19 protein-coding genes and 1 tRNA gene are annotated in these 19,321 nt (G+C 61.2%); 6 read left to right on the top strand and 14 right to left on the bottom strand.

The window, feature by feature from the left end; genetic code table 11:
* Positions 1–67: 67 nt before the first annotated feature.
* From AB8B20_RS21835 to obgE, 3 genes are all read right to left on the bottom strand, one after another.
* Positions 68–289, bottom strand: a complete 222-nt coding sequence (locus AB8B20_RS21835) for a cysteine rich repeat-containing protein (RefSeq protein ID WP_439073626.1) — start codon at positions 287–289, stop codon at positions 68–70.
* Between the two features lie 137 nt (positions 290–426).
* On the bottom strand, positions 427–1,557 hold the full coding sequence (proB, locus tag AB8B20_RS21840) for a glutamate 5-kinase (protein WP_092140564.1): 1,131 nt from the start codon (positions 1,555–1,557) through the stop codon (positions 427–429).
* 51 nt (positions 1,558–1,608) lie between these two features.
* Positions 1,609–2,658, bottom strand: a complete 1,050-nt coding sequence (obgE, locus tag AB8B20_RS21845; RefSeq protein WP_120287811.1) for a GTPase ObgE — start codon at positions 2,656–2,658, stop codon at positions 1,609–1,611.
* A gap of 162 nt (positions 2,659–2,820) precedes the next feature.
* Between obgE and AB8B20_RS21850 the strand changes: the two genes are divergently transcribed.
* The gene (locus AB8B20_RS21850) at positions 2,821–3,738 is read left to right on the top strand and encodes a DMT family transporter (protein WP_093758225.1); all 918 of its coding nucleotides are present in this window, start codon (positions 2,821–2,823) and stop codon (positions 3,736–3,738) included.
* A 46-nt stretch (positions 3,739–3,784) separates the two neighbouring features.
* Here AB8B20_RS21850 and AB8B20_RS21855 read toward each other — a convergent pair whose 3' ends face one another.
* The 4 genes from AB8B20_RS21855 to AB8B20_RS21870 form a co-directional block, all read right to left on the bottom strand.
* The gene (locus tag AB8B20_RS21855) at positions 3,785–4,375 is read right to left on the bottom strand and encodes a GNAT family N-acetyltransferase (protein WP_089266554.1); all 591 of its coding nucleotides are present in this window, start codon (positions 4,373–4,375) and stop codon (positions 3,785–3,787) included.
* 133 nt (positions 4,376–4,508) lie between these two features.
* Positions 4,509–4,781: a 50S ribosomal protein L27 gene (rpmA, locus tag AB8B20_RS21860; RefSeq protein ID WP_068737821.1), complete on the bottom strand. Its 273-nt coding sequence runs from the start codon at positions 4,779–4,781 to the stop codon at positions 4,509–4,511.
* Positions 4,782–4,861: 80 nt separating this feature from the next.
* Positions 4,862–5,356 carry a 50S ribosomal protein L21 gene (rplU, locus tag AB8B20_RS21865; protein ID WP_068737819.1) on the bottom strand — a complete coding sequence of 165 codons (495 nt, stop codon included), beginning with the start codon at positions 5,354–5,356 and terminating at the stop codon, positions 4,862–4,864.
* 384 nt (positions 5,357–5,740) lie between these two features.
* The gene (locus AB8B20_RS21870; protein ID WP_439073624.1) at positions 5,741–6,904 is read right to left on the bottom strand and encodes a mandelate racemase/muconate lactonizing enzyme family protein; all 1,164 of its coding nucleotides are present in this window, start codon (positions 6,902–6,904) and stop codon (positions 5,741–5,743) included.
* Between the two features lie 130 nt (positions 6,905–7,034).
* Here AB8B20_RS21870 and AB8B20_RS21875 point away from each other — a divergent pair, with 130 nt between their 5' ends.
* A complete protein-coding gene (locus tag AB8B20_RS21875; RefSeq protein ID WP_439073622.1) occupies positions 7,035–7,928 on the top strand; it encodes a LysR family transcriptional regulator in 894 nt (297 codons plus the stop codon).
* A gap of 97 nt (positions 7,929–8,025) precedes the next feature.
* Here the strand turns inward: AB8B20_RS21875 and AB8B20_RS21880 are convergent, their stop codons facing one another.
* The gene (locus tag AB8B20_RS21880) at positions 8,026–9,366 is read right to left on the bottom strand and encodes a TadE/TadG family type IV pilus assembly protein (protein WP_439073620.1); all 1,341 of its coding nucleotides are present in this window, start codon (positions 9,364–9,366) and stop codon (positions 8,026–8,028) included.
* 245 nt (positions 9,367–9,611) lie between these two features.
* Between AB8B20_RS21880 and AB8B20_RS21885 the strand changes: the two genes are divergently transcribed.
* Positions 9,612–10,715, top strand: a complete 1,104-nt coding sequence (locus tag AB8B20_RS21885) for an ROK family protein (protein ID WP_093757960.1) — start codon at positions 9,612–9,614, stop codon at positions 10,713–10,715.
* 164 nt (positions 10,716–10,879) lie between these two features.
* On the opposite strand, the gene AB8B20_RS21890 is transcribed toward AB8B20_RS21885, so the two are convergent.
* Entirely contained in the window at positions 10,880–11,893 is a 1,014-nt protein-coding gene (locus AB8B20_RS21890; protein ID WP_439073619.1) for a PstS family phosphate ABC transporter substrate-binding protein, read from the bottom strand.
* Positions 11,890–12,933: a PstS family phosphate ABC transporter substrate-binding protein gene (locus AB8B20_RS21895; RefSeq protein ID WP_439073617.1), complete on the bottom strand. Its 1,044-nt coding sequence runs from the start codon at positions 12,931–12,933 to the stop codon at positions 11,890–11,892. Before AB8B20_RS21895 ends, AB8B20_RS21890 begins: the two co-directional genes overlap by 4 nt.
* A gap of 353 nt (positions 12,934–13,286) precedes the next feature.
* Between AB8B20_RS21895 and AB8B20_RS21900 the strand changes: the two genes are divergently transcribed.
* Positions 13,287–13,376: transfer RNA gene (locus tag AB8B20_RS21900), tRNA-Ser, on the top strand.
* Positions 13,377–13,544: 168 nt separating this feature from the next.
* On the opposite strand, the gene AB8B20_RS21905 is transcribed toward AB8B20_RS21900, so the two are convergent.
* Complete coding sequence (locus AB8B20_RS21905; RefSeq protein WP_439073615.1) at positions 13,545–13,730, bottom strand: CarD family transcriptional regulator; 186 nt, start codon at positions 13,728–13,730, stop codon at positions 13,545–13,547.
* Here AB8B20_RS21905 and AB8B20_RS21910 point away from each other — a divergent pair.
* The gene (locus tag AB8B20_RS21910; RefSeq protein WP_439073613.1) at positions 13,723–15,000 is read left to right on the top strand and encodes a hypothetical protein; all 1,278 of its coding nucleotides are present in this window, start codon (positions 13,723–13,725) and stop codon (positions 14,998–15,000) included. The genes AB8B20_RS21905 and AB8B20_RS21910 overlap by 8 nt on opposite strands.
* Before the next feature lie 445 nt (positions 15,001–15,445).
* On the opposite strand, the gene AB8B20_RS21915 is transcribed toward AB8B20_RS21910, so the two are convergent.
* The 3 genes from AB8B20_RS21915 to AB8B20_RS21925 all read right to left on the bottom strand — a co-directional run bounded on the left by AB8B20_RS21915 (position 15,446) and on the right by AB8B20_RS21925 (position 17,781).
* Entirely contained in the window at positions 15,446–15,937 is a 492-nt protein-coding gene (locus AB8B20_RS21915) for a GNAT family N-acetyltransferase (protein ID WP_309943825.1), read from the bottom strand.
* A 33-nt stretch (positions 15,938–15,970) separates the two neighbouring features.
* Entirely contained in the window at positions 15,971–17,074 is a 1,104-nt protein-coding gene (locus tag AB8B20_RS21920; RefSeq protein ID WP_115030417.1) for a GlxA family transcriptional regulator, read from the bottom strand.
* A 191-nt stretch (positions 17,075–17,265) separates the two neighbouring features.
* Entirely contained in the window at positions 17,266–17,781 is a 516-nt protein-coding gene (locus AB8B20_RS21925; RefSeq protein WP_439073611.1) for a prolyl-tRNA synthetase associated domain-containing protein, read from the bottom strand.
* Positions 17,782–18,057: 276 nt separating this feature from the next.
* On the opposite strand from AB8B20_RS21925, the gene AB8B20_RS21930 reads away from it, so the two are divergent.
* Positions 18,058–19,311, top strand: a complete 1,254-nt coding sequence (locus AB8B20_RS21930) for a sarcosine oxidase subunit beta family protein (RefSeq protein ID WP_231078505.1) — start codon at positions 18,058–18,060, stop codon at positions 19,309–19,311.
* Positions 19,312–19,321 lie beyond the last annotated feature (10 nt).

The following is a 19,321-nucleotide window of genomic DNA, read 5'->3' on the forward strand; positions in this document are numbered from 1 at the left end:
GCTTCTTATCTTGACGCGTTTTCCTGACGCAAACCGGTGCTCACTTCGCTCGAAAACGCTAGTCGCGCTATTGATTATTCTCGGCGAGAACTTTCGCGCAGGCCTTGCTGAGCTTCGAACGGTTTTCCTTGAGGCAGCTGAGCACGACCATGTCACCATCGTTCATCTTGGCGCGGCAGAAGCGCGAGACGTCGCGTGAGCAGGCCGACTGATTGGCTGATGTGTTACCGCTCTGCGCGAAAGCGGACGTTGCGATCAGCAGGAACGGGATGATCAAAAGTCGGGTCATGAAATGGGCCTCCCTAAAAATTGGCTATCTGATTCTATGGCGCGCAACGAAGTACGCGGGAATGGCGCAATGATGGCGAGCGTCCGGCGCCAAGTTTACGGATTGCGCGTTACGTCATTCAGGCGAAGTGTCGCTGCTTAACTTCGTGATCCCGAAATCACGAGATCGTCGCGATGGATCATTTCGGCGCGGCCGCTGATCCCAAGAATAATCATCACGTCCGGAGATGAGCGGCCTTTGATCTTCTCAGCATTGTCTGCGTCATAAGCCACGAGGCCGCGGCCAATTTCGTGCGTGTCCGGTCCACGCACGATAACGGCGTCGCCGCGTGCGAAGTCACCTTCCACCTTGATGACGCCGGCAGGCAGCAGACTCTTGCCGGCACGGAGTGCGGCGACCGCACCTGCATCAATGGTCAGCGTGCCTTTCGGTTCCAGCGATCCCGCAATCCAGCGTTTGCGCGCAGTGACGGGATTTGCAGGAGTCAGGAACCAGGTACACAGGCCGCCATCGGCGATCTTCTGCAGTGGATGCTCGACCTTGCCGGACGCGATGATCATATGCGTGCCCGCGGTGGTCGCGATCTTGGCAGCTTCGATCTTGGTGTACATGCCGCCGCGCGACAATTCGCTCTCGGCAGCGCCCGCCATGCCTTCGATCTCGGCAGTGACGCTGTCGACGATGGGAATCAGCTTCGCATCGGGATTGGCGCCGGGTGGTGCAGTGTAGAGCCCGTCGATATCCGACAGTAGCACTAGCAGATCGGCGGATGCCATGGTCGCGACGCGCGCCGCGAGGCGATCATTGTCGCCATAGCGGATCTCGTTGGTCGCCACCGTGTCGTTCTCGTTGATGACCGGCACCGCGCGCCATTCCAGCAGTTTGCCGATGGTCGAGCGCGCATTGAGGTAACGACGACGTTCCTCGGTGTCCTGCAGCGTCACGAGAATCTGTCCGGCACCGATGCCGTGATGGCCCAGTACTTCCGACCAGATGCGCGCCAGCGCGATCTGCCCGACGGCAGCGGCGGCCTGGCTCTCTTCGAGTTTCAGCGGGCCGCGCGGAAGCTTGAGGCGGCTGCGGCCGAGCGCGATCGAGCCTGATGAGACCACGAGGACGTCGCGACCGTCCGCATGCAGCTTGGCGATATCGGCGGCCAACGCCGCAAGCCATTTGGCCCTGACTTCGCCGGCCGCGGAATCGATCAGCAGCGACGAGCCAACCTTGACGACGATACGGCGAAAGTTCTTCAGCTCGGGGCGCGACATGATGTGGGCTTTGGCAGTGCGTGTGATGCTTGGACGGACGTCAGAGGCAGATCAGCTCGTCGCCGGCGCCCATGGCGCAGACTGCGCTGCGCTCTTGGCCTTGTCCGACACCGGCGCCTCGCCGATCACTGCAACGAGCGCACGCAATGCGTCCGGCACGCCTTCGCCCGTTGCGCCCGAGATCAGCAGCGGCGTCTGCTTCGCAGCGCGCTTCAACCGGTCCTTCTGCTTCTTCAACTCGTCCGGCTCGACCGCATCGATCTTGTTGAGCGCGACGATCTCGACCTTGTTGGCAAGGTCGCCCTCATAGGCATCGAGTTCGGCGCGGACGGTCTTGTAGGCCTTGCCCGCATGTTCGCAGGTCGCATCGATCAGATGCAGCAGCACGCGGCACCGCTCGACATGGCCGAGGAAGCGATCGCCGAGGCCGGCGCCTTCATGCGCGCCCTCAATCAGGCCGGGAATGTCGGCCAGCACGAATTCGCGCGCATCGACATCAACGACGCCAAGCTGCGGATGCAGCGTCGTGAACGGATAGTCCGCGATCTTTGGCCGCGCAGCGCTGACCTTGGACAGGAAAGTGGACTTGCCGGCATTGGGCAATCCGACGAGGCCCGCATCCGCGATCAGTTTCAGTCGCAGCCAGATCCAGCGCTCTTCGCCGGGCTGGCCGGGATTGGCATTGCGCGGTGCGCGATTGGTCGATGACTTGAAGTGCGCATTGCCGAAGCCGCCATTGCCGCCCTCGGCCAGCACATAGGTCTCGCCGAGCTTGGTGAAGTCGTGGATGAGCGTCTCGCGATCCTCATCGATGATCTGCGTGCCGACCGGTACTTTGAGCGTGATCGGCTTGCCATTGGCGCCATGGCGGTCCTTGCCCATGCCATTGGTGCCGCGCGGCGCCTTGAAGTGCTGCTGGTAGCGATAGTCGATCAGCGTGTTGAGGCCGTCGACCACTTCGATGATGACATCGCCGCCGCGGCCGCCATTGCCGCCGGAGGGACCGCCGAATTCGATATACTTCTCGCGGCGAAAGGCCACGCAGCCGTTTCCGCCGTCGCCGGAGCGAATGTAAACCTTGGCTTCATCGAGGAATTTCATGGCGTATCCGTATCGCAGGGGGGTGGTCGCGGCAACCACTTCATCGTCGGCGCATCGTGAAAAGCCCTTATTTTCGGGCCTTGCTGCGCATCTGGTGGCGTCCTAAACGACAACATCGCGCCGTTAACCAAGCCGCACCCAGAAGCTTACCTAAAGGCTCATATAGGCATGTTTGCGACCATTTCGACCGCGGCCGACAATCGTGCCGCCCGGCTGGCCGGTATCGGCCTGATGCTCCTGGGCATCAGCATGTTCTCCTGCGGCGATGCGATCGGCAAATTCCTCGTCGGCACCTATTCGGTCGGGCAATTGATGCTGCTGCGGGCCTGCGCGGCGCTGGCGCTGCTGGCGCCGTCGATCTGGCGGCATCGTGCGGACTTCCTGCAACTCGACCGGCCGGGTCTGCAGCTCATTCGCGTGGTGCTGTCGACACTGGAAGTCGCGGCGTTCTTCTGGGCGGCGGCCTATCTGCCGCTGGCGGATGTCATCACCTATTATTTGGCCTGTCCGATCTTCGTCACCGCGGGCTCCGCGATCTTTCTCCGCGAATCTGTCGGCTGGCGGCGTTGGAGCGCGATCTTCGTCGGCTTCTGCGGTGTACTGATCGCGCTGCAGCCGTCGGCGCAGACGGTGACATGGCCGGCGCTGATCGCGCTCGGCGGCAGCCTGTCCTTCGCCGCGCTGATGCTCATCACCCGCTCGTTGCGTTCCGCGCCGGACGTCGTGCTCGCGACGACCCAGTTTATCGGCACGTTTACTTTCGGCGCCGTATTCACGGCGTTCGGATGGGTGACGCCCGATCTGCGCGATCTCGGCCTGTTCTTTCTGGCGGGCGTTGTCTCGGTCTGCGCGCTGCTCTGCGTCAATCGCTCGCTGAAGCTGGCGCCGGCGAGCACTGTGGTGCCGTATCAGTATTCGATGATCATCTGGGCGGTGATCTTCGGCTATCTCGTGTTCGGCGAATTGCCGTCGTGGGCCACGCTGATCGGTGCGGCGGTCATCATCGCAGCAGGGCTCTATATCTTCCTGCGCGAGCAGCAGCTCGGAAAGATCGCCGACGAAGTACCGCCAGCGGTGTGAACTTCTTTTCCCTCCCCCGCAAGGGGAGAGGGAAAGTAAGAGTCGTTCACCGTCGCGTCGACGTTCCCCAGTTCTTCAGCGAACTCCACACGCCCCTTGTCAGCTTGAAGCAGTCGACCGGTGTTGACGAGCCGATCGCTTCGAAGCGGTGCAGTTGAACACCACTCCACTGGAAGCCGCACTTCTCCAGGATGTTGCGCGACGACGGATTGGCGACGCGCGCGCCCGAGATCAGGTGATCGATATCGAATTCGTCGAATGCGTAATCGATCGCGGCACGTGCGGCCTCGGTCGCAAAACCCTGGCCCCAGTGATCGACGCCGAGCCAGTAGCCGAGCTCCGGCGATTCGGCTTCGCGCCAGTCGATTCCGACCATGCCGATGGGACGACGATCGAGTTCGATCAGGAACACGCTGTCGCTTGCCGTGCCGCTCAGCGAATTGACGAAATCGACTGCGTGATCCTGCTGATACGGGAAGGGCAGGCGACGCGTCATCTCGGCGATGCGGCGATCATTGGCGAGAAGCGCGATGGCTTTTACGTCCGCGAGTGTCGGCTTGCGCAAGGCCAGCCGTTCGGTCTCGAGGACGCAGCCTCTGGTTTCTCTCAACGTCGGCGTCGGAATATCCTGCAACATCTCGGGCTCCTGTGTGCGCCCCGAAGCGACGCACCAAACGAAAAGGGGAGGCCGGTTTCCCGCCTCCCCTGGAGCCCAATTTTGGCGCTCCGCCGGTTCAACAGGACCCGGCGGACTCCAATGTGTCCACCGTTTATTCGGCCGCGGCTTCAGTAATCGGGAGTACCGATACGAAAGTGCGGCCGTTCGATTTGGCGCGAAACTCCACGTGGCCTTCGACCTTGGCGAACAGGGTATGGTCTGTGCCCATGCCGACATTAAGGCCGGGGTGCCAGGTCGTGCCGCGCTGACGCGCAATGATGTTGCCGGGAATCACGCGTTCGCCGCCGAACGCCTTCACGCCGAGGCGCTTGCCAGCCGAATCGCGGCCGTTGCGCGATGAACCGCCTGCTTTTTTATGAGCCATAGCCCGTCTCCGATCTCGATAAGTTCTAGATCAATTCCTTGAAGGAATTGTCTCACAGATTCTCAACTTTTCGCAGCGGCTTATTCCGCGGCGGGCTTTTTCTTCGCAGCCGGCTTCTTGGCCGCAGCAGGCTTGGCGGCGGCTGCCTTCGGAGCAGCGGCCTTCTTCGCCGGCGCCTTCTTGGCAGGAGCTTCGTCGCCATCAACCGGAGCGGCCACGACGGGCTTCTCACGCTTCGGGCGAGGTCCGATCGTCGGCGCCTTGCCGTCGGCCAGGATCTCGGTGATGCGGATCATCGTGAGTTCGTCACGGTAGCCACGCTTGCGCTTCGAATTCTTGCGGCGACGCTTCTTGAAAGAGATGACCTTGGGGCCGCGCTTGTGATCGAGCACTTCGGCCGCAACCGACGCGCCGGCCACTAGGGGCAGGCCGAGCACAGGCGTATCACCGCCCAGCACGAGAACTTCACCAAGCTGCACGATCGTTCCGACATCGCCGGCGATCTTGCCAATCTCGAGCACATCATCCGGAACGACGCGGTATTGCCGGCCGCCGGTTTTGATGACTGCGAACATCGTTATATTCCTTCGTGTTCGATCCCATCCTCGGATCAGATCCGGGATGGCTTCTTGTTCAGTCGATAAGGGTTCATCGCGACTTCCAGGAAGTCGCGCATCTTTGCGTTTTTGGTCGACGTTGCGACCCCACGCAAAAACAATCGGCGCCAAGCAAAGCTTGCGCCGAAGCGTGCTTTATAGAGGGCGAAGGCGGAGAGTCAAGGAAAGACGGGCGAAAAGCGAGCCAAAAACAGAGTCTTGGCTGGGCTCTGCCCTCTCGCCCGTCATCCCCGGGCTTGACCCGGGGATCCATCTTTGCCGCGGGACGACGTAGAAGGTGGATGGCCGGGTCAGGCCCGGCCATGACGGAGTTTCAACGGTCGATCAGGCGCTCGGCCGCCCTTACTCCGCCAAGCCCCTCATTTCCTTGATTAAATCAGACTTGCCCTCGAAGCCGATGCCCGGGAGTTCCGGCATGGTGATGTGGCCATCAATCACCTTCACGCCATCCGGGAACCCGCCATAGGGCTGGAACAGGTCCGGATAGGACTCGTTGCCGCCGAGGCCGAGACCGGCCGCGATGTTCAGCGACATCTGGTGGCCGCCATGGGGGATGCAGCGGCGCCATGACCAGCCGTAAGACTTCAGCATGTCGAGCGTGCGGAGATACTCGACGAGACCGTAAGACAGCGCGCAGTCGAACTGCAGCCAGTCGCGGTCCGAGCGCATGCCGCCATAGCGGATCAGGTTGCGCGCATCCTGCATCGAGAACAGGTTTTCGCCGGTCGCCATTGGGCCGGGATAATGCTCGGCGAGCTTTGCCTGCAGCTCGTAATCGAGCGGATCGCCGGCTTCCTCGTACCAGAACAGGTCGTATTCGCGCAGTGCCTTGGCGTAGGCGACGGCCGTGTCGAGATCGAAGCGGCCATTGGCGTCGACAGCGAGTTTAGCCCCTGCTGGAAGCAGTTTCAGCACATGCTCGATGCGCTTGCAGTCGTCGGCCAGCGGCGCGCCGCCGATCTTCATCTTCACGACATTGTAGCCGCGATCGAGATAGCCCTTCATTTCCGAGGCGAGGCCTTCGAGACCCTTGCCGGGATAATAGTAACCGCCCGCGGCATAGACGAAGACCTTCGGGTCAGCGGTGGTGCCATAGCGTTCGGCGAGCAAACGGAACAGTGGCTTGCCCGCGATCTTGGCGACCGCATCCCACACCGCCATGTCGATGGTGCCGATCGCGACCGAGCGCTCGCCGTGGCCGCCCGGCTTCTCGTTGGTAAACATGGTGGCCCACACCTTGTGCGGGTCGATATTGTTGCCCGAGGCGTCGATCAGGCTGTCGGGCTTGGCTTCCAGGATGCGCGGCGCGAAGCGCTCGCGGATCAGGCCGCCCTGGCCGTAACGGCCGTTGGAGTTGAAGCCGTAGCCAATCACCGGCTTGCCGTCGCGGATCACGTCGGTGACCACAGCGACCAGGCTCAGGGTCATTTTGCTGAAGTCGATGAAGGCGTTAGCGATAGGGGAGGCAATCGGGGCGGTACGCTCCCGGATGTCGACGATGCGCATGAGGCGCTCCTGCGGCTGGGGTGAGAAGTTCTTGCGGAGAGGCATACGCCTCTATTAGCCATCTCTGAAATGGTCATTTTTCATCTAAGAAGTTCCAAGATAAGATGGCTGGTGCCATCCCGGACGTCTCATGCAAAGCTTCGATCCAATTTCACTCCGCCTGTTCATCGCTGTCTGCGAGGAGCGCAATATCGCCAATGCCGCAAAGCGCGAGGCCATCGTGCCCTCAGCGGTGAGCAAGCGTATCAGTCAGATGGAGCAAGAAGCTGGCGTCCAGTTGCTTGAGCGCGGCCGACGCGGTGTCACCGTGACGGCGGCCGGTGAAGCGCTGTGTCGTTACGCACGCGAGTCGCTGCAACTGCTCGACCGGATGCAGGCCGAACTCGGCGCTTTCGCCGATGGTGTGCAGGGCCATGTGCGGGTGTTCGCCTCGAAATCGGCGGTTGCGCAGGTGCTGCCCGAAGACATCAGCCTGTTTGCGAAGCGCTATCGTGACGTGCGCGTCAGTCTGGAAGAGCGCGAGATCTGGGAAGTCGTGCGCGGCGTCGAGGAAGGGCGCGCCGATATCGGCGTGTGCTGGAATGCCGTCGACCTGCGCGGCCTCAGGACGTTTCCCTATCACCGCGATCGGCTCGCGGTGGTGGTGCACCCCGATCATCCGCTTGCGAAACGCACGCCAGTATCGTTCGAGGATACGATCGACTTCGAGCACGTCGACATCGTCGCGCGGAGCATCATGCAAACCATGCAGCGAAGCGTCGCGGCTGCGGCCGGCAAGCAGATGCGCTACCGCATTCAGGTTTCCACCGTGGATGCCGCCTATCGCATCGTCGCCGCGCAACTGGCTGTCGCGATCATCCCGCAGGAAGAAGCCTCCACGATCCAGCAAACGCTGGGGCTGAAAGTCATTCCGCTCAGTAATGATTGGGCGAAACGGCAATTCATCGTGGCGGTGCGCGACAAGGGCCTCAGCCGGCCGGCGCAATTGCTACTGGATAGCCTGAAGGAGAGCGCGAGCGAATGAGAATTCGCCACGACTGCGGTGTCGTACATGATCTTGAAGATGGATCGCGCAATCGATGTCGCGGAGCTGAGACCGACTTGCCTGGTTGTTGCGCGAGCTAACGGCTCACGCGCGCATCGGCGACGGCACGCTGAAACAGCGCTGTCATCGCGTCCGAGATGCCCTGGGTTGGGCTGACCTCAAAATAGAAGCCCGGCGAAGCACAGCTCTGCATGTTGCTGGCGATCTGGCTGTTGGGCGAAGGTCCGTAAGGACCAGCGTTGAATGGTGCGATCCAGCTATTGTACCAGGCATTGGTCGGAAGTGCGAGGTAGGTCGTGTAGAGCACGGCAATTTTGATGCCGCGGTTCTTCAACGTGGTGCAAAGCGCCGGATTGATCGGCGACTGGCATCGTCCACCAGTCGTCGGTTTCAGGCAGTTGCCGGGATTGTATTCGTCAGCCACGCCATCGGATACGAAGAAGAGGTATTTGAGTGGTGCACCGGCTGTGCCGGCTCCGGGGGCGCTGATGGCGGTGTTGATCGCCGGGAATATAGCGCTGTAGCCGGTGTCTTGATCATTGTTGTCGTTCTGACCGTTCACCGTCATCAAGTCGATGTTTCCGGCCGCCGTCTTCGCACTCGAGAGGCTGGACGACAATGTGAACAAGGCTCTCAAACCGGACGTCGAGGCGGCCGCGCCGAAGTCGTAGATCGCCATGCGGAACTGGTTGGAATAGGTCTGCGTACTGGCCGCGGTATCCATCAACTTCTGGGTGGCCGTACGCAGCACGTCGATGCGCGTGATCACGCCAAGTGTCTTGGCGAGTTTGTAGTAGTTGTTGGTATTGTTGAGGTCGTGGCACGCAAAGGCGCAGCTGTCCGACGTATTCTTGACCATCAGAGCCACGTCGGCCGGTGTTGCGCCGACGCCCATGGATGGCGAATTGTCGAGCAGCAGATAGAAATCGATGTAATTCGGCATTGTCGCCGTCGCGACAGAACTGCCGGTAACGGTCATCTTGGAAAAGCCCATGACGGATGTGAGACTGGTCGGCACGTCCGCCGAGAATTGCATGGTGGCCGTCACGACGCCGTTGGCGCGATTGACGGTCGCTGTCGTGCTGGTCAGCGTGAAGCCGGTCCTGCCGGATGTGTTGCCCTTGAAAATATTGATTGCGTCGACGTCGCCCCCGGGGACGGCGCCGTCCGCCGCCATCGAACCTGCGGTAATGAATGCAGCAGACTTCTGCACGATGGAGCCGACGCTGGCAGTATCAAGGGCAGCTTGCAGTTGGGATCTGATCTGTAGCGCTCGCGTATAATCGATCGCGGCACCGACCATGGAAATAAGGGGGATGCATGTGATCGCGAATATGATCGCGACATTGCCGCGCCGGTCGCCGCGAAAACGATCGGTTAGCCCAAGGAAAGATAGCCCGAGGAATGACTTCCGCATGAATACGCACCCGTATGAATGCGGAGATAATTACCTGAGCTAATAAATTTACTGTTAGGTCGATCGCAGAAAGGTAGTGGCTTGGGTCGCTGCCCTATTGGTTAGTTAAGGATGTTCTACCTGTATCGTTGAAATCGGCTCGCGCGACCGACGCAAAAGGTGAGCGGTACGATCATCCCGGCGGAGCAATGAAACAAACCGGCCCCCGGAGCATTGTCATGCGGTTCTAGTCTGGCAGGGGCAATATGGCTGAAGACACAATGACGACCGTAGGCATCGGCAATCACGGTGCCAAGCGGCTGCCGTCCGTTGATGTGGACACGTTCAACATCGAGCTGAAGGACGACAACGGCTTTCTCGGTGACCGCGCCAGCAAGGGCGCTTTTCAGCGCATACTGGATGATCTCAGAAAGCCATTGAAGAAAAACGGCGACGACCCGCTCGGCAAAAAGGCTGCCAACGAGATCAGTAAATCCAGCCTCGACGAAATCCTGCTTGGCGACGATGTGGCCGCGGCTGCACTCGTCCATGGTGCGATCGAAGAATTCGCGCGGGAGCTGGCTTATGTCACGCAGCGCTTCTTCAAGACGAAGGCCTGGGCAGATACGGAATGCATCGTTGTCGGCGGCGGTTTCCGCCAGAGTCGTGTCGGGGAACTTGTTATTGCGCGCACGGACATCATCCTCAAGGCCGAGGATCTCAAGGTTGCGTTGGTGCCGATCCGGTTTCATCCAGATGAAGCCGGCCTCATCGGTTGCCTGCATCTGGCGCCGTCATGGATTTTCGAAGGTTACGACAGCATTCTTGCGGTCGACATCGGCGGCTCCAACATCCGTTGCGGCGTGGTCGAAACCGCATGGAAGAAATCGAAGGATCTCTCCAAGGCCGCGGTATGGAAGTCCGATCTCTGGAAACATGCCGATGATGAGCCGACGCGTGAAGGCGCCGTGAAGCGGCTAGTGAAGATGCTGAAGGATCTGATCTCCGCCGCCGACAATGAAGGCCTCAAGCTGGCGCCGTTCATCGGCATCTCGTGCCCGGGGGTGATCAACGAAGACGGCACCATCGCGAAGGGAGCGCAGAATCTTCCGGGTAACTGGGAAAGCAGCAAGTTCAACCTGCCCGCCTTGCTTGCCGAAGGCATTCCCACAATCGGAGATCACGATACTGCGGTGCTCATGCACAATGACGGCGTTGTCCAAGGCCTCAGTGAAGTCCCTTTCATGCAGGACTTCGAACGATGGGGCGTGCTGACGATCGGAACGGGGCTGGGCAATGCTCGCTTCACCAACCGCAAGAAAGAAACAAAGAAAGACAAGGCCAAGGACGATAAGAAAGAGAAGGATTGAGTTACGCTCGTCATTCCGGGGTGCGTAGCCTGCAAGCGATACGCGAACCCGGAATCTCGATATGGCTGAGCGCGTCCGGATTCCCCGCCACTCCAACTGGAGTGGCTGAGGTTCGCGTGCGCAAGAATGCGCTCGCGCCCCGGAATGATAGTTTAGTTGCTCTATTAATCCTTCAGCTTCTCGCGTTCGACGCGCAGATCGTCCTGCGACAGCGGCAGAAATCCCGTCTCGCTGTCAACGAAGCGCGCGATGATCGCCTGGCCTTCGTCCGACAGCGCCATCGTCAGATAGTCCTTGATGAAGGACTCGGTCGGCCTCTTCGGCGGATGGGCGATGTAGAGCGTGATCGCGGGGGTTAGCGGATAGGCGCCGTTTGCGACGCCGGCCTTGTCCGGCGCCGCGAACGGCTTGCCGGTCTCCGCGGCTAGCGGAACGATGCGCACAGCGTTCGACGGTTGCTTCGGTTCAAGCCAGTCGACGATGGCAATGCCGTAGGGATCCTGCGCCACCGCCAGCAGCACGGCGGCATCGTCCGCGAGCGGCTCGTAATGTCCCGCAAACGGCATGCCGCCGAGACGCGCCAGCCGCAGGCTGGTCGAGAAGTCACCGTCATCGCGCTGGCCGTAGAGATGGATGCGCCGCGTGCCCCATGCACCGGTCATGCCGAGCTGGCTCCAGGTATTGATGTCGCCGCGGGGCGAACCCGAGGTGAACAGCCCGGCAAGCTGCGCCATCGTCAGGCCCTGCAGCGGGTTGGCGCTGTTCACATAGACCGCAGGCGGTGTCTTGCCGCTGGCGCGTGGGCCATGGCCGGCATAGCCGATCCTGATGCTGAGCGGATCGTGCTTGTTGATGGCCTTGAACGCTCGCACATCGGGACGCGTCGCTTCGCCGACGACGAAACCGATTGCCGTTGCACCGGCCGCTAGTGCGGGCAGCGCCGTCGCGGAGCCCTTCAGTGCGGGCGCGAACTTGAAGCCGGGATGGCTCTCAGCGAATTTCGCGTTCAGCGCGTCGATCACCGGCGCCAGCGCATCATCGCCGTGCAGCGCGATGCGGCCGTCCGGCAACAGATAGCTGGCATCCTTGGGAGCGGTGGCCGGCTGTGGTTTGATGTTCTGCGCATGGGCGTCTGAGAGGCCGATCAGCAGGGCGAGGAGAGAGAGCGTGTTTTTCATTGGTCGAGCTTTGCGCGTTCGATGGCCGCGTCGGCGGCATTGAGCGGGATGTAGCCATTGGCCTGTGCAGCGAAGATGTCCTGGCCCTCTTTCGAGAGTAGGAGCTTCAGATAGTCGGCGGCGACCGGGTCGATCTTGCCGTCCGCTTCGCGGCGCGCGTAGAAATACAGGTAGCGGCTATAGGGATATTTATTGGCTTGGATCTCTGTCGGCGTGCCCTTGATGAAAGGACCTTCCGGCGTCTCGGCGACTGCGACCTGCTTGATCCTGTCGGTCTCGCGCCCAATCGCGGCGACGGTGATGCCACCGGGCTCGCTCTCCAGCCGCTTCAGCAATTCGTCGGTCGAGGAATATTCCTCATAGCGGGTGCTGTAGGGCTTGCCATCGAGCCGGTTGGCCAGCATCCACGTGCCGAAGCCACTATATTGCGGCGTGCCGAGCGGATGGATCAGGCGCTTGGTCCAGTCGCCTTTGAGGCCGAGCTGGCCCCAACGCGAGAAGTCGCCGCCGGTATTGCCGATGGTGAGGATTTGCGCGACCTGCGTGGTGGTCAGCTGCGTGATCGGGTTATCGCGATGGATGTAAACCGCCAGCGAGGTGGCAAGATGCTGCGACGTATCGTTGGCGGCATGCGCAACCCTGATCTCGATCGGTTCCGCGCCGAAAGCGCTCTTGAAGCCGGCGGCTTCCAGCAGCTTGATCGGACGTCCCATCGATCCGACCAGGATGCGATTATAGGTCAGGTTGGGAATCGCGGTTTCCGCGCCGGCGGAGACGTCGACCAACTTCGCGCCGGGATGGGTCTTCGCATACAGCGCGTTGGCGCGTTCCACGACGAATTTGGCGTGCACGGCACCGCCGATCCGGATCGCCCCGTCTGATGTCAGATAGGCTGCGCCGGCCATAGGCTTGGCGTTGCCCGGTGCATAAGAGGGAATTGCGGGATCTACCGCGAAAGATTCGGCTGCGGCCGGTGCGGCAACAGCAAGGGGCACCAGCAGGGCCAGTGACGCCGCGCAGGCGCGGGCAGTGAGAAGCATGGTTGTGATCTCGCTCGAGGGTGAAGCCATCGTGCCCTATGGCGATCACGGCTTGGGCGCAACGAACGAGGAGGTGCGGGAGCGGCTCGGCGCGGCTCGCGCAGGCTGACGGTCTCGCCGAAATCGTAATGAAATTGGTGACTTATATGCGGAGCCGACAAGAGGTGCGTCTCGCGACGGGTATTTTACTATCGCTCTAGTTACCCGGATCGCGCGAGCCCTCTGTCCCCGGCGACTTGGCCGGGCATCGGCAAAGATCGCTGGAAATTCCCGCTCGCCCGGCTTGTCTGCCGAGTCATCCTCGCCTAGAACACCGCCAACCACCTGCGGGCGACCGCGGGTCTTGGCGCCTTGGAGAGGTGGCAGAGTGGTTGATTGTACCGCACTCGAAATGCGGCATGGGTGCAAGCCCATCGGGGGTTCGAATCCCCCCCTCTCCGCCATTCACGCCGGAAAAGCTCTATATTTCAATGTGATCTGATGACCACACGTTATGGGCCCATATGGCAGCCCATACCTTGCTTTTGATTGCAGAGCGGTTGTTCGGAGGATGTTAAGCCGCATTCGGGCCGCGGCGATATAGCGATCGCGTGCTCGATGCGGTTGCTGGCCTAAAGCTCGTCCTCCAGGCGCCGCATCCCTACGGCAGCGTGCTTTCCGGTCGGAATACGAAGTGTCATCCCCGCCGTCTTAAAATTAATGACGAACATCTCAAGATTAGCGCCGGCTGCCTCCTGATGCTCGATGGCGAGGATCTTGCCGACACCGTGTTCCGGATATCGGATTGCTTTGTCCATCGGACCGGACGAGGCGATCAATCGTCATCACCAGGCCGCGCTGCTGACCGCAGTGGAACTCGGCCGGCGCGTCTTTCTTGGAGGCGTAACCGTCGAGGGCGACCTCGATGTGCCGCTGACCATTGCGGTGTCTCCCGGCCCGACGCTCCGGCACGCCGTCGTGGCGGCAGGCGGCACGCCGGGAACGGCAACCAAGGGCATCCCAGTCATCTCGATCGGCGGTCCGGCCAAGCAGAAGGCGGACGGGTTCTCTATCCGGACCGTGTTCGATGGCTGGCGCGGCGGGATCGTGCCCGGTCACGCTGAAAGTCCTGATCGCGGCAAGATCGGTCCGATGGCTTTGGCGCCGATGCTCGCTGCCGCACTGGCGATCAACGAAACGTTTCTCCACCTTTCCGGCGATAGTCCTTTCGCCGGAAGGCGAAGCGCCGGACTTAATCTCTGGAATCTGTCGCGGTCGACGGACTGGATGTCGTGCGACGAGAATACGCCGGAGCTGCACTATCTTCCGTCCCGCCTCTGGCTCATCGGTCTCGGGCACCTCGGCCAGGCCTATCTCTGGAGCCTTGGCCTGTTGCCTTACGCGCCCGACGCGAAGGTTGAACTGGTGCTTCAAGATATCGATGTGATCACGCCTTCGACCGAAAGCACATCGATCCTCTCGGACAGCATGATGCTTGGCGAGAAGAAAACCCGGGTTGCCGCGGCGTGGGCGGAACGGCGAGGCTTCGCCACCGCCATCACCGAGCGACTCTTCGACGAAACCTGTCGCCGTCACCGCGATGAACCGTCGATCGCGTTGTGTGGCCTCGACAATGCCGCCGGCCGACGCGCGCTCGACCAAGTCGGCTACGACTTCGTGGTCGAAGCCGGGCTGGGGCGCGGACATCAGGATTTCCGCAGCCTGTTGATCCACACGTTGCCTGGCGAAGTGCCAGCGAGTGCGCTGTGGAAGGAGGAAGGCAAAGCCGTCCAGACGGCAGACGCCGTGGCCTATCGGAGGATGCTCGACGAAGGCTCTCTCGACCGTTGCGGCGTGACCCTGCTAGCGGGCAAGGCCGTTGGCGCCCCGTTCGTGGGGGCGGTTGCTGCGACGCTGGTACTTAGCGAGTTGCTACGCTTGCTTCACGGCGGCGAATTGCACAGGCTGATCGACATGAACTTGGTCGACGTTGCTTATTTCCGCACCGTGGCCCAGATGCGCGATTTTTCAAGCCTCAACCCTGGCTACGTCCCAGCGGGGGCGACGCTGCGGCGACACGCCTTTTGACGAGGACCATTCCGCGGCGTCGTTCGCGGCCGGTTTAAAAACCGTTTCGAAGCTCTGCGTCGTGAGCGTCGGGATAGCCGAAGGAGCCGAAGCGCCTTTCACGTCAACTAGCGGGCAGGAATATTTCCAACTATCGCCAACCTTCCGTCGAACATTTTCGCCCATACGCCGGCCCATATTTGCGCAAAGACTGCACGCGGATTGGAGCGAATGCGCAAGAACTCCGACGCACAGTTTGCGCCTGTACCGCAGATGTTTCTTGAACTTGGGCGAACGTGTGTGACTGAGGGCAATACCCGCAGAGTTGGTCCCCCTCTCCGCCAGCCAGACGAAAATCACAACGAAATCAATAAGACATTGAAAGAAATAGGCTTTTTTCCGCCCGATTGGTGCATGCGGGTGGTACACATGGCTCAATCTATGTCTTGTGCGCCTCGCGATGCCGTTATTGAGCGTCAAGCTTACGAAACATCACGAGCGCATCAACATATTCGCCAGTCGGAAGCCGAAAAGCCTCAGGCAGCCGCCCGACAATCGCGAAGCCGAGCGTGGTCCAGAGTTTCACCGCACGTATATTGTTGCTGACGACACAGTTGAATTGCATCGCGCGAAATCCGGAGCTTCTGGCATAGTCGAGCGAGTGTAGGCACATATTGCGCGCCACACCGCCGCCTTGCGCGCTCGCCAGCGTCATGTAGCCGCAATTGGCCACGTGGCTGCCACCACCGTCCTGGTTGGCGCGCACATAATAAGATCCCACGATCTGACCTTGGCGCACGGCAACGAAGGTTCGTTTATCCGGACCGTGCCAGTAGGACAAAGCATCGTCCTTCGTCATCAGGGGGTCCAGGGCGTAGGTCGTGCCTGCACGAATGGTCGGCTCGATGACCGACCAGATGTCTGCCCGGTCTGCCGGCTCAGCCGGGCGAATGATCAGGTCGTCGGAGTGTATGACCATAACAAGTGCCGCCTAAGCCAGACTGAATATACGCCGACCTTCGCCGGCATCTTGCCCGTGCGATTGACCGATTATTCTGCGGCGTTCCTCGGACGGGTTGGTATTGAAGGCGGCCTTGAACGCCTTGCTGAGATGCGAACCGTCGACGAAGCCGGTTTCGGCGGCGATCGCGGCCAGCGATAGGTCGGTTTTCAGCATCCACCGTGCATGTTTCAGGCGCAGCCGCAGATATGTCGCCTGCGGCGACTGTCCGGTTTCCTCTTTGAAAAGACGCTCCAGTTGCCGCGTGCTCAGACTGACCTTGCCGGCCAGTCGCGCGACAGACAGCGGCGCTGATAGGTTCTGCTCCATCATTAGCAGCGCGCGCGAGATCCGTCCGTCGGTCTCGGCAAATTCGGTCGGCGGCGCCGATTGAGCCGAAGATCCGGGTTTCATGCGATCGATCAACATGATGTGGAGCGCCTTCTGCGCGCTCGACAGGCCCATGCGTTGTTCCACGATATGGGCGGCGAGGTAGGCAACGCCCATGCCGCCCGAACACGTGATGCGGTTGCCGTCGATGACGAAGAGCTGGTCGGCCACCGGGAGTGTCTCGCCGAATTCCTCCAGGAAATCGCGATAGTGGTACCAGCTGATGCAGCACTTTTTCTGGTTGAGAAGGCCTAGACGCCACAGCACGAAACTGCCGGTGCAGACGCCGATCAGATCAACCTTGGTGTTCGCAGCCTCCAGCAGATAGCGCTTGATCTTGTCATCGATCTGCGGGCCCTGATGCAGCAGGCCGCCCACGACGACGACATAATCGAGCTCGCGCGGATCGAGGAACCGGGAATTCGGATACATCAGCAGACCGCAACTCGAACGGATCGGCTCGTCGGTGTCGGCCATGATGTGCCACTGGCAGCGGATCGGCCGACTGTTGTCGCCCTCGTCGGCGGCGAGACGCAGCACGTCCACGAAGCTGGCCAACGCAGTCAGCGTGAAATTCTTGGTCAGAATGAAGCCAACGCGCAGCGGACGGACCTTTGGTTGCATCACCCCTGCCTTCGCATTCACCATATGGTCGAATGGCAATCCGGGTGATCGCCGCGAGACGATGCTCCAAAACGGACCCATGTCGCATCATTACATACCTCCAGCGCGCCGGGGCAGGCATTTACGACAGGCTGATCCTAAAAATACATTGGCGCGCGCGCAAGAGCGGCGAAGCGTCTCGCCCGGCGCGCGACGTTGGGGCGTCGGTTGGGAAACGGGGAAGCCCCGGGTTGTTGCGGCCAGATCAGGTCGGCCGGTGCGGCGCAGGAGGGTCAGCCGGCGGATGGCGGCTCTTCTGGCGTCGCGAACTGGGCTTCGCGGCCGATCGCAGCAAGAAATGCGTCGAGTGCGTCGACCGACAGCGATGTCGTGCGGCTGTTGATGATGGGGTGGCAATTGATGCGCTCCGCCGATCGTAAGCGCGCATCGATGACGGGAGTGACCGCCTGATTGGCATCGTTGTAGAGCGCCAGAATCGAGACCGATCCCGGTTCGATCCCAAGCAATTCCTTCAGGGCTTCCGCGCTTCCAAATGACAGCCCGCCCTTGGCGCCGATCGTCTTTGCCAGCGACTTCAGGTGAACGGTCGCGGCTTCGTCGGTGACAAACAGGAAGAACCGTTTCTTGCCGTCGCGGAGGAACAGGTTCTTGGTGTGAATGCCGGGAATGTCGCCGCGTAGCGCACGCGACTCTTCCACCGTATGCACGGGCGGGTGTTCGAACGTCTCCACCACGATCGACTTGTCTTTGAGATACTGAAGAATCTCGTCGCTGCGTTCGATGCTCATCCTGCGTGTCCTTGATCGTCGGTGGCGGGACTGCGTGCGCCCGGGGCATGCCGTCCTGTCTACATGGCAGCGATCCGTGTCGCATGGATACGTCGCGAATTCGAGACCCTGGCGAGCGAAGCCGGGCGGCTTGTCGCAAATCTACGTGTTTCGTGTCGGGGCTTTGCAAACCTGCGGCGTTCCGATGTCGCTCTGATCCAACATGATTGGCGGGCTGATGCTGGCCGCGAAGCGGCAGCGAGTTGTAGGCTCCGTCCAATCACAACGTGGACAGCCATGCAGAAATTTTCAGCGCTTTCATTACTACGGGCAGGGCTGACCGGTCATGCCGGCTGGCAGCGACAGTGGCGTTCGCCTGAACCGAAACCGGGCTATGACGTCATCATCGTCGGTGGTGGTGGCCACGGACTTGCAACGGCCTACTACCTGGCCAGCCGCTACGGCGTCAAAAACGTTGCCGTTCTCGAAAAGGGCTGGATCGGCGGCGGCAATACCGGCCGGAACACCACGATCATTCGCTCGAACTATCTGTTCGACGAAAGCGCCGGGATCTACGAGCACGCCCTCAAACTGTGGGAAGGGCTATCGCAGGAACTGAACTACAATGTGATGTATTCACCACGCGGCGTCTTGATGCTGGCGCACAACATTCACGATGTGCAGAGCTTCAAGCGACACGTTCATGCCAACCGTCTCAACGGCATCGACAATGAATGGCTGTCGCCGGAGGAATGCAAAGAATTCTGTCCGCCGCTGAATGTCGGTGGGTCCATGCGCTATCCGATCCTCGGCGGCGCGCTACAGCGGCGCGGTGGCACGGCGCGCCACGACGCTGTGGCCTGGGGCTATGCCCGCGCTGCTGACGCGCTCGGCGTGGATATTATCGAGAATTGCGAAGTCACCGGCATCCGCCGCGCGCCGACCGGTGAGGTGGTCGGCGTCGATACGACGCGCGGCAGCATCAATGCAAAGCGCATCGGCGTCGTCGCGGCCGGCAATACCAGCACGGTGATGAACATGGCCGGCGTGCGTCTGCCGCTGGAAAGCTTCCCGCTGCAGGCGCTGGTCAGCGAGCCGGTCAAGCCGATCTTCCCCTGCGTGGTGATGTCGAACACGATCCACGCCTATATCTCGCAGTCGGACAAAGGCGAGATGGTGATCGGTGCGGGGACGGACGTCTACACGTCCTATACGCAGCGTGGCGGCCTGCATATCGTTAATCATACGCTGGATGCGATCTGCGAACTGGTGCCGGCGTTCCGGCGCCTGCGCATGCTGCGCAACTGGGGCGGCATCGTCGACGTCACGCCGGATCGCTCGCCGATCGTGGCGAAGACGCCGGTATCCGGGCTGTACGTCAATTGCGGCTGGGGCACCGGCGGCTTCAAGGCGACGCCGGGATCGGGCGAGGTGTTCGCCAGTACGATCGCCAAGGATGAGCCGAACAAGATCAATGCGCCGTTCACCATCGAGCGATTCCGCGATGGCGCCGTGATCGACGAAGCGGCTGCGGCCGCCGTGGCGCATTGATAGCGGGGAA

The sequence above is a fragment of the Tardiphaga sp. 866_E4_N1_4 genome (genome assembly GCF_052076075.1).
In the GTDB taxonomy this organism is placed as follows: Bacteria; Pseudomonadota; Alphaproteobacteria; order Rhizobiales; family Xanthobacteraceae; genus Tardiphaga; species Tardiphaga robiniae.

Excerpts from the sequence above, each read along its gene's own strand:
- AB8B20_RS21870 (WP_439073624.1), bottom strand. The coding sequence starts at position 6,904 with ATGCGCATCGTCGACATCCGGGAGCGTACCGCCCCGATTGCCTCCCCT.
- obgE (WP_120287811.1), bottom strand. The coding sequence starts at position 2,658 with ATGAAATTCCTCGATGAAGCCAAGGTTTACATTCGCTCCGGCGACGGC.
- AB8B20_RS21895 (WP_439073617.1), bottom strand. The coding sequence starts at position 12,933 with ATGCTTCTCACTGCCCGCGCCTGCGCGGCGTCACTGGCCCTGCTGGTG.
- AB8B20_RS21855 (WP_089266554.1), bottom strand. The coding sequence starts at position 4,375 with ATGTTGCAGGATATTCCGACGCCGACGTTGAGAGAAACCAGAGGCTGC.
- AB8B20_RS21925 (WP_439073611.1), bottom strand. The coding sequence starts at position 17,781 with ATGAGCATCGAACGCAGCGACGAGATTCTTCAGTATCTCAAAGACAAG.
- AB8B20_RS21880 (WP_439073620.1), bottom strand. The coding sequence starts at position 9,366 with ATGCGGAAGTCATTCCTCGGGCTATCTTTCCTTGGGCTAACCGATCGT.
- AB8B20_RS21885 (WP_093757960.1), top strand. The coding sequence starts at position 9,612 with ATGGCTGAAGACACAATGACGACCGTAGGCATCGGCAATCACGGTGCC.
- rpmA (WP_068737821.1), bottom strand. The coding sequence starts at position 4,781 with ATGGCTCATAAAAAAGCAGGCGGTTCATCGCGCAACGGCCGCGATTCG.
- proB (WP_092140564.1), bottom strand. The coding sequence starts at position 1,557 with ATGTCGCGCCCCGAGCTGAAGAACTTTCGCCGTATCGTCGTCAAGGTT.
- AB8B20_RS21930 (WP_231078505.1), top strand. The coding sequence starts at position 18,058 with ATGCAGAAATTTTCAGCGCTTTCATTACTACGGGCAGGGCTGACCGGT.
- AB8B20_RS21835 (WP_439073626.1), bottom strand. The coding sequence starts at position 289 with ATGACCCGACTTTTGATCATCCCGTTCCTGCTGATCGCAACGTCCGCT.
- AB8B20_RS21920 (WP_115030417.1), bottom strand. The coding sequence starts at position 17,074 with ATGGGTCCGTTTTGGAGCATCGTCTCGCGGCGATCACCCGGATTGCCA.
- AB8B20_RS21875 (WP_439073622.1), top strand. The coding sequence starts at position 7,035 with ATGCAAAGCTTCGATCCAATTTCACTCCGCCTGTTCATCGCTGTCTGC.
- AB8B20_RS21890 (WP_439073619.1), bottom strand. The coding sequence starts at position 11,893 with ATGAAAAACACGCTCTCTCTCCTCGCCCTGCTGATCGGCCTCTCAGAC.
- rplU (WP_068737819.1), bottom strand. The coding sequence starts at position 5,356 with ATGTTCGCAGTCATCAAAACCGGCGGCCGGCAATACCGCGTCGTTCCG.
- AB8B20_RS21905 (WP_439073615.1), bottom strand. The coding sequence starts at position 13,730 with ATGGACAAAGCAATCCGATATCCGGAACACGGTGTCGGCAAGATCCTC.